Consider the following 13,479-nt stretch of genomic DNA (forward strand, 5'->3'; position numbering starts at 1 on the left):
AAAAAAACAGGCATCCTTCATTTGAACCCAAAAATACTTTACACTTTTTTGTGAGAGATTCCCGCCACACAGACTTTTCTCTCCGGAAAGTGTAAACTGGGAAATGAAGCATGCCAAAAAACAGAAGAATTATTAATCTTCTCATATCATGCATTTATATACACATATAAATCAGGAATGCAAAAAAAATATCCTACGGTAAAAAACTGGGAAAAAAATTGACAAATCAAATAAAGACTAATAGGATGATTTAAGTCAGTCGATTGACCGACATACTACACTATATACTCAAAGTCGACACCTATGATCTTGTAAGCCTTGTCAACACTGTCTGAATCAGGATTCCCAAGATTAACAAGATAAGGCAGGTTATCTATCCTGAGCATCCTATCCATCCTGGTTCAGACAACTGCAATAACTTCTGAAAAAGCAATAAGATGTCGATTTTGAGTTTATAGTTTGAGTTCAAAATCATGGTTTAAATCATGAAAATTATGGTTTAGAAAAAATGCAAACCAAATAATCAAATATGCAAATAATAATACATCAAAAAAACCAGATGCACTTTCAAAGTAAATACAAGGAGGGTTATGGAGCAGCAGTTTCAAGAAATAAAACCTCGTAAAAATATTTGGAAACCTATCTATCTGAAATCCATGCTGTGGTTTACAGGACGTGCTGTACAGGCAGCTTCCAGGGTTGACCCTGAAGTAAAAGCAGAATTTGAGGCAATGCCGGAAGGATATACATTCGCTCTTGGAGCATGGCCGTCTGGACCATATATGGTGATTGAGAGGCAAAGCGATGGAACAGCAAAATATATGGGTTCCTCAACTGAAAACATAAAAATTGATCTCAGCCTTTTGTTCAAAAGTTCTGAACACCTTTTCCTTGCTTTTACATTCAGGGAGAGTACCCCCATTGCCACAGCAAGGGATCGTCTTCTTGTTGATGGAGATATACCCCATGCCTGCGCTGCTGTCAGAATTCTTGATATTGTCCAGGTTTATCTTTTGCCAAAATTAATTGCAAAACTTGCAATTAAACGCTACCCCCGCTGGTCTTTTAAACGTCACACCATATATCGTGCACTTGTTAACCTCCGTGCAATTGCTGGTGTTTAGACCACTGCCGATTTTCAGAAATCAGGATTTTTAAGATGACCACCATGTTTCTCGTCAGTCATAAGTTCTCTAATGAGACCACAGATAGTATTTTTCAGAGAATTGAAAGTACAATATGTGGTGGTGGATTTGAGAAGTTAGGACTCTTGATCATTGTTTTAGGAAAGGAAAAAAAATGTCCATGACGGAAAGGTTTGAATTTTTATGCCGGACAAAGACCCTGTCCGGAAACCGCTCTATGGAGCATCTTCCCTTTGAGCTATCTTCAATGGATGCCAAGAAACCCTTTGTTCTTATCAGCAGCAGCGACAGGGAAAGGGGTTGCCATAAATCCCTGGTTCGTGCCTTTGAAGGAAGCGGAGTTTCACTTGGTATATCCACTGTTACCTCCCTTGATTCACAAAGCCTTAAAGCTCAATATGCTCTTTTTAACGAAAGGGGTTTTGACAGCATTATTGCCTTTGGAACCGGTGAGGTAGTGGATATGGCAAAACTTCTCAACATTGTTGCTTTTTATGGGCCTGAGATACTCAGAAATCCGGAAAAATCCTTAAACGGCGGTTTATACCCACTTGTCTATATCCCCACAGGGGCTGGATGCGGCATGGAAACCTGCAACGAAATTTCTTTTAATGAAAAAACATTTTCTTCTCCTGCTCTTATGCCGGATATTGCTCTATTTGCGCCTGAAATAATGGATACAACTTCTATTCAGGAAATTTTTGGTATCCGGCTTCAATCTGATATAAATGATTTAGATACAAATTTTTTAAATATAAATGAAACCTCAAACAGTAATATTAAAAAAAATTCTGCAAACCCTTTTATAAACTCAGGGTTATCAAGTTTATCAATATGCAGCGAAGCTTATGCCATGTCAAACAATCCGCCTGCAAGGGCATATGCCTCGGTTGCCATTTCCATGGTAATGGAAAGTTTTGCATCTTTGATCATGGAAGCAAAAGATATTCTTTCATCCAATAAGAATATAAAATCCCACAAAAACTGCATGTTAGGTAAATCAGGAACAAATAAAACATCTATAAAAAAACGCCATTTAAAAAAATCAGATACAAAGGCCATGCATTTAATAAGCTGCTACTCAAACAAGAAAAGACTATCTGAGAACATGACAAAGATAGCCCAGGCATCAGCAATTTCAGGTTATATAAGAGCAAACATAAAAGATATAAAATGCATTGAAATTGCCAATTTATTTACGGATAGCCATCCTGATGCCATGAAAAATATACCGGCTGGCCAATGCATGGCAATGCTACTTCCGGAAATATTAATAACATATGAAGAAAAACAGAATCTGCTTGGCTCCCTGCTTCTGCCCCTGAGTGACCAGCTCACATATGCCGCAACTCCCCTGCCCCAGCGAAGAGATATGGCATTACACTCCATCCGGACTCTTTTAAACGATCTCTTTATAATAACAGATGGCAGAGTACCAAGAACCATTGATGATACTGGAATACCAAGAGATAACCTCTCCACACTTATGGAGCAGGCAGGGAGGCAATCATGATAGTTATACCTGATTACTATGAGTTTTATTGCGGAGTCAACATTGTGGCAGGTCATGATGTGCTGGAGAGAATTCCAGAGCTTCTTGGAATAATGGGTGCAGATGCCCCCATGATCCTTACGGATAAAGGGGTCAAACTGGCAGGTCTTGCAGATATTTTAACAAAAGCCATCGGGAATGATATTTCGATAAAAACCATTGAAGATGATGTGCCACCGGATTCTGATCTCAATACTGTCAATAATCTTGCCGGCATATACAGGGAAAAAGGGTGTGATTCCATAATTGCCCTTGGAGGCGGCTCTGTTCTTGATACTGCAAAGGGAGTAAACATTCTTGTATCTGAAAAGTCGGATAATATTCTTGATTTTAAAGGTTCAGGAGCACTCAAACATAAACTTAAACCTCTGATTGCCGTGCCCACAACTGCCGGAACCGGCTCTGAGGTTACCATGGCAGCGGTTATTGCGGACAAAGCAAATGACAGAAAACTTCTTTTCGGCTCCCTGTTTCTGCTTCCGGATGCTGCTGTTATTGACTCCCGCATGACAATGACACTTCCTCCACATATTACAGCTCTCACAGCAATGGATGCTCTCACCCACGCTGTTGAGGCAAGCTACTGCCTTGGAAGAAACCCATTGAGTGACAGTTATGCACACGAGGCAATAGAGATGATAAACAGAGATCTTCTCAAGGTGCTCAAAACTCCGGATGATAAAGATGGTCGTCTTGCACTTGCAACTGCTGCAACCATGGCAGGCATCGCTTTTTCCAACTCCCCTGTGGGTATGGTGCATACCCTTGGTCATTCTGTTGGTTCTGTGTGCCATGCTCCACACGGCACATGCATGGCAATACTTCTTCCTTATGGCATGGAGTACAATATGCACAAAAGAGAGGAGAGAATTGGAGAGATTCTTCTTCCACTTGCAGGGCCTGATATCTTTGCCGCTACACCTTTTAATCTAAGGGCGGAAAAAGCTGTGGCTCATATCAGAAAACTTAATCAGGAACTTTCAGTGGCCACAGGGGGAATCCATGGCACCTCTTTGGGTGAATTAAAGGACAGAGATGGAAACAAAATGGTTTTGAAGGAAAAACTTCCCGATATAGCAAAGACAGCCATGGGTGATGGGACTCTTTTTTACAATCCTGAAGATATGGACTATGAAGATTTTCTTATGGTTCTGGAAGCTGCATATGAAGGAGTACCCCTGGACAGATCACGGATAAAATGCGGTTAGGAATTGATTTTCAATAACCAACATGGCGGTTCACAGCCACAATCGAAGAGTAGAAAGTCTTTATAAAAACAGCCATTTGCGGGGACTTTCATATAAACTTGCCCATTCACCTCGCCCCCAGCCACATTTTACAGACTTGGGAGGGGGAGTTTGGGTAAGTTACTCAAAATCGACACCTACAACATCTTGAGCCTTGTCAATACTGTCTGAATCAGGATTCCCAAGATTAACAGGATAAGGCAGGATTATCTATCCTGAGCATCCTATCCATCCTGGTTATCCTGGTTCAGACAACTGCAATAACTTATGCAAAAGCAATAAGATGTCGATTTTGAGAAGTTAATTAAACCCAATTACTTAGTTTCAAAAACTACCCAACAAAAGAATCAGGAGTAAATCATGCGTGGCTCCCATAGAAAAACAGGCTATATGGGTAAAATAATGGTGGTGGATCTATCCAATGGAACCATAGAAACAGAAACTATACCCCACACAGTCTATGAATCATTTTTATCAGGCATGGGATTGGCAGCCCATGTGCTTTATCACAGAATTCCCGAGGGTGTTGACCCATTGGGCCCTGACAATATGCTCGGGTTTGTCTCAGGTCTTTTAACTGGTACAGGCTCCCTTTTTACCGGCCGATGGATGATAGCGTCCAAATCGCCCCTGACAGGTACCTGGGGTGAAGCCAACTGCGGTGGCAATTTTTCTCCAGCCATCAAAAGATGTGGTGTTGATGGTATCTTTTTCAAGGGAACAAGCCCCAAACCTGTATATCTTTATGTGGATGACAATCGTGCAGAGCTTCGGGATGCCACATTGATATGGGGAAAAGATACTGTTGAAACTGAGGAATATTTTATCGAAAAGCATTTTCTAAATGAAGATGGATTTATAAGAAGTGATTCTTCTCTCCAAGATAACTCTTTAAATGAAAAAGAGCTAAAAAAATATCGCCGTAAAAAGGTGGCTGTTGCATGCATAGGGCCATCTGGTGAAAAGCTCTCCCTTATATCCGGAGTTTCAACAGATAAAGGACGAATGGCGGCAAGATCCGGCCTTGGTGCTGTAATGGGTTCCAAACGCCTTAAAGCTGTGGTTCTGTCAGGAACAAGGAGAATCCATCCCCACAATCGAGAAGAGATAAAACGTCTCAGCCGCATCTGTAACCGATGGGTTCAGTTCCAGCCACCTCTTATGCCAGGATTTCTCACAGCACCTGTGGGAGCCTTGATGAGGCTTATGCCCTGGGTAATGACCCAGGATGGTCTTCTTTATAAAATTTTCCTCAGAAAATGGGGCACCGTCTCCATGAACCAAATATCAGTTGAGATGGGTGACTCACCAATAAAAAACTGGAAAGGCACAAGCTCAGACTGGGGTTTTTTCAAAAGCCTTTCATCCAACCCTGACACATTTACCGAAAAAGAGACCCAAAAATACCATTGCTATTCATGCCCTCTGGGATGCGGTGGAATATGTAAAACCACAGGCAAGTACCAGAAGACCCACAAACCTGAATACGAAACTGTACTCTCTTTGGGCGGTTTTGTGATGAACAAAGATATGGATATCATATTTCAGCTCAATGAGATGTTGAACCGTGCCGGTATGGATACCATATCCGCAGGTCATGTGGTGGCATTTGCAATGGAATGCTATGAAAATGGGCTGATAACTAAGGAAGATACAGATGGAGTTCCATTAAAATGGGGAGAGCCTGATGCCATAACCTGGCTTATAGAAAAGATGATATCAAGGGAAGGTATCGGAGATATCCTTGCAGATGGTGTAAAACGAGCTTCCATGCATATTGGTGAAAAGTCCACAACCTTTGCTGCCCACGCAGGAGGACAGGAGCTTGCAATGCATGACGGCAGAAATGATCCAGGATATGCCTTGCACTACAGTGTAGAGGCAGCTCCGGGACGACACACATACGGCTCTGGTATCTATTATGAGATGTACCAATTATGGAAACGTGTAAAGGGCATTCCAAAAATAGCCCCATTTTACTCAAAAAAGAGCAAATATGTTCCAGACAAGAAACATGCAAGGATAGGAAAAGCCAACAGTGAATTCATGAACATAATGAACGGGTCGGGAGTCTGCATGTTCGGAGGATTCATGGGAGCCAACAGAATCAGAATTTTTGACTGGCTCAACGCTGCCACAGGATGGAATCATACCCCTGAAAAATATATGGAGATCGGAAGTCAAATCCAGACATTAAAACAGGCTTTTAATATAAAACAGGGCGTTGAACCATCAACTCTTGCGTTAAAAGAGCGTGTAATCGGCCATCCTCCACAGGAAAAAGGCGCCAATAAAGGTCGAAGCGTACCCCTTGAAACCATGATGGAAGATTACTGGGAGCTTTACGGCTGGGATAAAAAAACAGGCAAGCCTTCACCGGAGCAGATTGAAGCAGTAAGCCGCATTTGATTTTTTTAATTTTATGGATTGTACCTTTTGCAAACACATCGCTTCATCCCCCTTTATCCCTCGCCCCTGGCTGGAAAGATAAATCACGGGCAAGGTGCCTTGGCAATGAACCTTTATTCCTCGCCCCTGGCTGGAAAGGGGGAAAATAATGCAAAAAGATCACAGTCAACTTTAAAGGAGCCTTGATTGGAATAATGTCTTTTTTTATAACAAAAGAGTGTACGGGCTGCATGGCATGCCTGTTAATCTGTCCTTCCCAGGCCATAAAAGGGGAAAAAAAAGAACCGCACACCATACAGGATGAGCTATGTATTGATTGTGGCGCATGTGGAAGGGTATGTGCCTTTCAGGCTGTGCTGGATAATTTCGGCGATATCGCATCCCGTATCCCAAAAAAGGATTGGGATCGTCCGGTATTTAATCTTGATACCTGCATTTCATGCAACATATGCACAGATACCTGCCCAACAAATGCACTTGAATCAAAACTTCAAAAACCCAAAAATCTCCACACATACCCCTGGCTTGCAAGGGAGAAAGATTGCATTGCCTGTGGCTTCTGCGCCCTGGAGTGCCCGGTTGATGCCATTGAGATGAAAAAAGAAAATGAAGGAATATAAAAAAACAGATGGCAAAAACCACAAGAGGAACCGGAGAAGATAACAGACAGAAAATCCTGGACGCTGCCATGTCACTCATTGCTGAAAATGGTGTGGATAAAACAAGCCTTGCAATGATTGCAAAAAAATCAGGTGTCAGTAAAGGAACGCTATACTATTATTATGCCAGCAAAAACGATCTTGTTTTTGATATTGCTGATTTTAATGTTGATAAAATAAGCTCTGCAATACTGTCCATCGGCAACATGGAAAACGGGACAGCATCATGGGAGCAACTGGTAAAGGCTTTTTTTGACTATCTTTTATCAGCAGAAGGAAGAAATCGCCTCCATCTATATCTTGTAAGAGAGGCAATCTCAGGAAATGAACTCCTTCAGAAAAGATTCCGTAAAACATATGCACAATGGTTTTCCATGGTGGAAGATACCTATATAAAGCATAATGGAAATGATAAAGATGCACGAACCAAAGCTAAATTTTTTGTTGCAGTCCTGGAAGGATTTATATTGCAGAAGCTTTTAGATGTTGAAAAAATTGACATAGAAGATATTTTGAAAATGATAAATAAATTATCCTGATTCTGATTTATTTTGGGGACAGATTTTAAATCTGTCCCCATTGCTTGTCCCTATTGCTTGACAACCGCAATAACTCTGAAAAAGTAATAAAATGTCGATTTTGAGTATATAAATGACACCAAGCATATGAATTTTAAGTTTTTCAAGGCTCATCCAATATATCCCTGATTTTAACGGCCAGCTCCTGCTTTGAAAATGGCTTGTTTATAAAGTGAACACCTTCATCCAGAATTCCGCGATGGGCAATCACGTTTGCAGTATATCCGGACATGAACAAACATTTAAGTTCTGGATATAGTTTTATGAGCGCCCCAGCCAGCTCCTTACCATTCATTTCTGGCATGACAACATCGGTCAAAAGTAAATCAATTTTATGTAAACTGCCATCCTGAACAATCCTGATTGCCTCACCCGGCGTTGAGGCCCCCAATACATTATAACCCGATCGCTCAAGCATCATTTTGGTCATTTTCAATATTGCTGTTTCATCCTCAACCAGTAAAATTGTGCCATGGCGTTTAACTGCTTCAGTAACAGAACTCTCTTTTTTTGATCTCTCAACTGCTTCAACAACATGGTGGGGAAGGTATATTTTAAAGGTAGTCCCCTCTCCAAGCTCACTGTACACATTGATAAAACCGTTATTTTGTTTCACAATACCATAAACTGTTGCCAATCCAAGGCCACTGCCATGCCCGACCTCTTTTGTGGTATAAAAAGGCTCGAAAAGATTTTCAAGAATCTTCTTACCCATGCCACACCCATTATCGCTGAAACATACCCTGACATACTCTCCTGGTTTAAAACTAACGTTTTCACGGCAATATTCATAATCAATACGAATATTTTCCGTCTCTATTGTGACACAGCCCACGCCTTTGATAGCGTCCCGGGCATTTACACAAAGGTTCACAAATATCTGATCAATCTGTGACGGATCTATTTTTATGGGCCACAGTCTTTCCGAAGGTGCCCATACAAGTTCAATATCTTCTCCAATAAGGCGATTGAGCATGTTGAGCATACCTTCAAGGGTGCTGTTCAGGTTTATTATTTCAGGGGCAATGGTCTGTTGACGGGCAAAAGCAAGCAACTGCCTGACAAAGTCGGTTGATCGTTTTGCCGCATATTGAATCTCCTTAAGATTATCAAAAAAAGGACTATCCGAACCTGCATCATCCAGTATGAGTTCGGTATTGCCAAGTATGACACTTAGCATGTTATTAAAATCATGTGCCACACCTCCGGCAAGCCTGCCAATGGATTCCATTTTTTGAGCCTGCTGCAGTTGTATTTTAAGCTTTAAAAGCGCCTCTTCGGATCGCTTCCGCTTTGTTATATCCTGAATCACACCTGATATTTTTAACGGATTCCCATCTCCATCTTTTTCCAATTCAGCAATGGAAATGATAGTTTTCCTTTCATTTGTGTTTTTTGTTATAATATCAAATTCCAAATTATACTCTTTACCGCTCTCAACCAAGTCTATTAATGCTTTGTGAACCCTCTCCCTCTCTGGAATGCAGTTTTCCACCTCATCAGTCGTAAACGTATCAGCATCAGGTTGAAAACCATATATATTTTTTGCCTCCTCGGATCCCCAGAACTCCATTGTCTGGACGTTGTATTCCCAGTTGCCGACCTTACCGATTCGTTGAGCCTTCTGATATCGCTCCTGGTTTTTTCGCAGTAACGCCCTTATTTTGCGATCTTCAGTAATATCATGCATAGTCACAAAAACCTGATGTAACTGCTTATCTTCACCCATGAACTGAGGAATTGCATTAATACTCAACCAGACATACCCCTCTTTCAGGGGATTATAAACGCCGACAATCTTGTTCAGTACAGGTTGCCCTGTCCGCAATGCCACCATTGACGGGTGGAATTCTCCCTGCAACTCACTGCCATTTTCATTAATGACCTTCCACCTGAAGTCAACAGATGTTCTTCCCAAAAATTGGTCACGGGTAAGGCCAAACATTTTCAAAGCTGTTGAATTGACATCTATCAGAGTACCATCGCAACTTTGATAAAAAGCCCCCTGTGCCATATTTTCGAAAAGGAGACGATACTTCAATTCACTTTGCCGCAGTTCATCACCTGCCCTCTTCTGTTGTGTAATATCTCTCCATACACCATGTAATAAGGGTTCTCCTTTGATTTTGATCTCAGACAACAGCACATCAAGCAATACATCTGAACCATCACATCTTTTACATAACCATTCAAACCGATGGCTCCCTTTTTCAAATGCCAGGGCAATCATTGATTCTGCTTTCTCCCTTGATGGATGACCATCCGGCTGGTATGGAGGAGAAATATCCCTGGGATGAAGTTTCAGTAACTGACTTTTTTTCTCAAATCCCAACAAACGAATTGATGACCAATTGCAGTCTATAAAACTATCATTTTTATATATAACATGTGCATCCGCAGAACTGTCAAAAAGCAATCTGAAACGCTCCTCGCTCTCCTTTAGTGCATTTTCAGCCATCTCCAGCTCCGTGACTTTTTGCTCTAACTTCTCATATGTTAATTTTTCAGGCATAAAATTCTCCAATTATTGATAGAGTCCTAAACCTATTGATGGCATCTTGCTCAACTCTTTTTCCTGTAATCTCGGTCAATACCGGATCAACGGATTTGGGACACAACCGATAAAGATATCATTGAAAAGGTTGCAGAATTTGAAGCGGGACAGGAATCATTTGGGAAAAAATTGGGCATGTTTCATTCAGCAGTTTACACTTTCCCTATCACTATTCCCGTTTTTAGGGATTAGCATCAAAAAAAGTGTAAATTACTTTGGGGTAGATATAAAAAAGGGTGGTGTCCCAAATATATTGATGAGCTCTTCACAAACCTTGATTCAGCAGGGCTTTCACAAAAAGATATCAACACTTTTATGACACTACCTAAAAAAGGTCAAAAATTGCACAGTTTTGGTTACCCCATTGCATTAAAATCTTCCGGTACAATTCCGGAGTTGTTATAATTATCAATAAAAAGCTTGATATGAAATACCAGCATGTAAAATGCCAAAGGATAGATAACCATTTTTTTAACAGCAGGAGTCATGGGTAAAATTTCCTGGGTCCAGAAAGCCATGAAAAAATCAGTTGCCAGAAAAAAAGTAAACAGTAACAAAATATTTCGTGAACCAATTTTTACGGCAATATAAGCAGCAAGAAACAATCCGGCAATTGTTACACCCGGAATTGCACTAAACCACAAATCAAGGGGAAGCTCCCTGAAAATAAAATTTAGCAGGGTTCCTGTAACTGACATTGCAGCCATCAGGGAAATACTTGTTACTATTGCAGCAGCAGGATTAATTCTGAAAATTATTGTGAGAACAAAATAAAAAATTGTATCAATTCCAAATCCTATCCAGCCACAAAGCAATCCTCCTACAAATGAGAGAAGAAATAAAATTGTGATGTTAAATTCATTAAGCTCAACTTTTTTACTGGGATACTGGGAGTTTCTTATCAGAGAAAAAAAGACAATTTGAGTGAAGAGAAAGGCAATAAAATTAAAAATAAGACTTAAAAGTTCAGGATTGCTTATGGGAAGATAGACAATACTTACAATTTCCCCCAAAAATCCCCCTGCAATACTTACAGGTATAACATTAAAAATGAAAAGCTTTCTGTTAAAAAGGAACCACCTGAATGTTCCAAGACCCATTCCATATGCCTGAATCATCAGGCTGAACTGTGAAACGGTAACCGGAGCCATATTGATATGGGTAAGGATAGGAAAATATACAATTCCGGCAGCAGCCGGAGTAATGTTTGCTATGGTGGCAGCGATTGCCCCTACAAATGGCATAAAGTAGAGATGCGATATAAAACTTTCATAGAAAAAAGGGAAGCAGAGCAACCAGAGAACAGCAACAACAACTGAGATAATTATTGGGCTTCTGTACCTGCGTTTTGTAAATCTCATTTCAAATCCATTTGTTTTACATTCCTGCCATTGTCCATTAAACAGAATTATTGAAGCATAAAATACTTCTGAAACAATACCAATAATACCGCATTGCCAAGGAATTTGTTTTTAATAAACGTACATGGCTGATCACCGCCACAATCAAAGAGATGAAAGTCGTTTTAAAAACAGGCTGTTACCGAGACTTTCATATAACACCCCATGTTTGCTGACGCATCACAACAAAACATGAAAGTCGTTTTAAAGACAGCTATTTATTGAGACTTTCATATAAAACATGCCCATTCATCTCACCCCCAGCCAACTCTTACAGGCTTGCCATGGGGAGCTTGGGTAAGATAATTAAACCCAATTACCAAGGTTAAAAAACAAGTGATGACAATACAATAGTTATTTACCACTCTGCAAGTTTGCAGTCCACAGTAATTCCCTCTTTTCTGTAAGTTTCGATCCTTGTTGTTGCTGAGGCCTTTAACACTCCTACATTCAGGTCAATATAATCATAAATCAAAGCTTCAGATTTTCCTTCTGCCGGACGCAGAATTCTGCCTATGTACTGTATAAGTCTTCCCTTGAATTTTATTGGCATAACAAGAAACAACGTTGCAAGCTCCGGAAGATCAAATCCCTCCCCTATGAGCTGTCCCGTTGCCATCAGTGTTGAAACTTCTCCTCTGCCTAAAGCCTTTACAATGCTTTCCCGCTGATTCTTAGGGGTATTTCCGGTTAGCACTTCAGAAGATACTCCATGGTTATTTTCAAGCATATGCTTAAGAGTCAAAGCATGTTCCCTGCGATCTGTAAGTACAAGCCGGATTCCCGGACGATCTTCCATTGCAATATCCCTGCATATCAGACTGTTTCTAAGGTGATCAAGTGAAAGGGCCTTGATCACCGCCGGATAATTAAGGCTTGCATCCAGGATGGTCTCAAATTCAGTCTGACGGCAGACAACCTGTGCGGAACAGAGCTTTCCTGATTCCACAAGAGGAGTTTTTTCAATGGTATGGCGCAGCTCCCCAAGGGTCATAAATATCAGGGCATCCAGTTTATCCCGTCTATATCCTGTGGCAGTAAGGCCAAGCCGGAATTTTGCATCAAATCCTGACACTGCCTCGGTAAATGTCTTTGAGGGGCATTTATGGCATTCATCAACAATAATATGACCAAAAATGGGTTTTAGTTCATCAACCCTTTTCCTGATACTCTGATAGAGCCCCACAGTTAACTTCTCCCCTGCCCTGAATTTACCACCTCCTATGATACCCACCTCTTCTGCCGGAATCCCCAAAAATGTTTCAATTCGCTCCTGCCACTGGCGAAGAAGTTCAACTGTATGCACCACCACAAGGGCAGGTTGCCTTCGACTGGCAATAATATAAAGAGCCATAACAGTTTTTCCGCTTCCAGTACCTGCCGAGAGTACCCCGTGGGTATTTTTAAAAAGATCGCCTGTGACGGCACGCTTCTGAAAATCATGAAGGGTGCCATAAAAAGTTATATCAACCGGTTCAAGTACCCTTCTCTCATCCCTTAAAAGAATTTTTTCATTGAATTCCTTACAAATTTTATATGCTCTGTCTGCAAAGCCCCTTGGACAGCTTAATGTTTGAGGAGACTCTTCACTGTTTTCATAAAATTTCAGTTTTCTTGGAGTATTTCCTGTCCATTTTCCAAGGTTATTCAAAAGTATGTACTGTGGATTATCAAGAGTAAGCTGCTGTTTAACCCTGTCTAAGGTGTCTGCGTTTTCAATATCTTTCAGCACAAGCCTGTCATTCAAGATAAACTCCATTAAAACCTCTTTTTTCGGGCATCTTCCTTGTCTTAGTCAATTGTCAATTGTAGCGGTGATCCGCAAACAGTCGTTATAAGTTCTCATGTAATCATCAGGATAACAAGGAGACTTTGAATGTGGGTTTGTAATTTTATCAGCATTATGCCATATTGCAACCGAAATTCATCTTGAAA

At 40.8% G+C, this 13,479-nt stretch carries 9 protein-coding genes; 6 read left to right on the top strand and 3 right to left on the bottom strand.

The features are described 5' to 3' along the window. Positions 1-590 precede the first annotated feature (590 nt). The 6 genes from MTBBW1_RS02665 to MTBBW1_RS02690 all read left to right on the top strand — a co-directional run bounded on the left by MTBBW1_RS02665 (position 591) and on the right by MTBBW1_RS02690 (position 7,551). Positions 591-1,124: a hypothetical protein gene (locus tag MTBBW1_RS02665; RefSeq protein ID WP_080798780.1), complete on the top strand. Its 534-nt coding sequence runs from the start codon at positions 591-593 to the stop codon at positions 1,122-1,124. Positions 1,125-1,299: 175 nt separating this feature from the next. Then, complete coding sequence (locus MTBBW1_RS02670) at positions 1,300-2,658, top strand: iron-containing alcohol dehydrogenase (RefSeq protein WP_080798782.1); 1,359 nt, start codon at positions 1,300-1,302, stop codon at positions 2,656-2,658. Continuing rightward, positions 2,655-3,905 carry an iron-containing alcohol dehydrogenase gene (locus MTBBW1_RS02675; RefSeq protein ID WP_080798789.1) on the top strand — a complete coding sequence of 417 codons (1,251 nt, stop codon included), beginning with the start codon at positions 2,655-2,657 and terminating at the stop codon, positions 3,903-3,905. Before MTBBW1_RS02670 ends, MTBBW1_RS02675 begins: the two co-directional genes overlap by 4 nt. A 399-nt stretch (positions 3,906-4,304) precedes the next feature. Continuing rightward, entirely contained in the window at positions 4,305-6,353 is a 2,049-nt protein-coding gene (locus tag MTBBW1_RS02680) for an aldehyde ferredoxin oxidoreductase family protein (RefSeq protein ID WP_080798795.1), read from the top strand. Between the two features lie 194 nt (positions 6,354-6,547). Then, positions 6,548-6,973, top strand: coding sequence for a 4Fe-4S dicluster domain-containing protein (locus MTBBW1_RS02685; protein WP_080798798.1), 426 nt, complete (start codon positions 6,548-6,550; stop codon positions 6,971-6,973). 8 nt (positions 6,974-6,981) lie between these two features. After that, entirely contained in the window at positions 6,982-7,551 is a 570-nt protein-coding gene (locus tag MTBBW1_RS02690; RefSeq protein ID WP_080798801.1) for a TetR/AcrR family transcriptional regulator, read from the top strand. A gap of 142 nt (positions 7,552-7,693) precedes the next feature. Here MTBBW1_RS02690 and MTBBW1_RS02695 read toward each other — a convergent pair whose 3' ends face one another. The 3 genes from MTBBW1_RS02695 to MTBBW1_RS02705 form a co-directional block, all read right to left on the bottom strand. After that, positions 7,694-10,102, bottom strand: a complete 2,409-nt coding sequence (locus MTBBW1_RS02695; RefSeq protein ID WP_080798802.1) for a hybrid sensor histidine kinase/response regulator — start codon at positions 10,100-10,102, stop codon at positions 7,694-7,696. Positions 10,103-10,500: 398 nt separating this feature from the next. Then, positions 10,501-11,505: a sulfite exporter TauE/SafE family protein gene (locus tag MTBBW1_RS02700; protein ID WP_080798806.1), complete on the bottom strand. Its 1,005-nt coding sequence runs from the start codon at positions 11,503-11,505 to the stop codon at positions 10,501-10,503. A gap of 397 nt (positions 11,506-11,902) precedes the next feature. Beyond that, positions 11,903-13,303, bottom strand: coding sequence for a DEAD/DEAH box helicase (locus MTBBW1_RS02705; protein ID WP_080798810.1), 1,401 nt, complete (start codon positions 13,301-13,303; stop codon positions 11,903-11,905). Positions 13,304-13,479: the final 176 nt, after the last annotated feature.

Origin of the sequence: Desulfamplus magnetovallimortis (genome assembly GCF_900170035.1) — a bacterium.
Classification (GTDB): domain Bacteria; phylum Desulfobacterota; class Desulfobacteria; order Desulfobacterales; family Desulfobacteraceae; genus Desulfamplus; species Desulfamplus magnetovallimortis.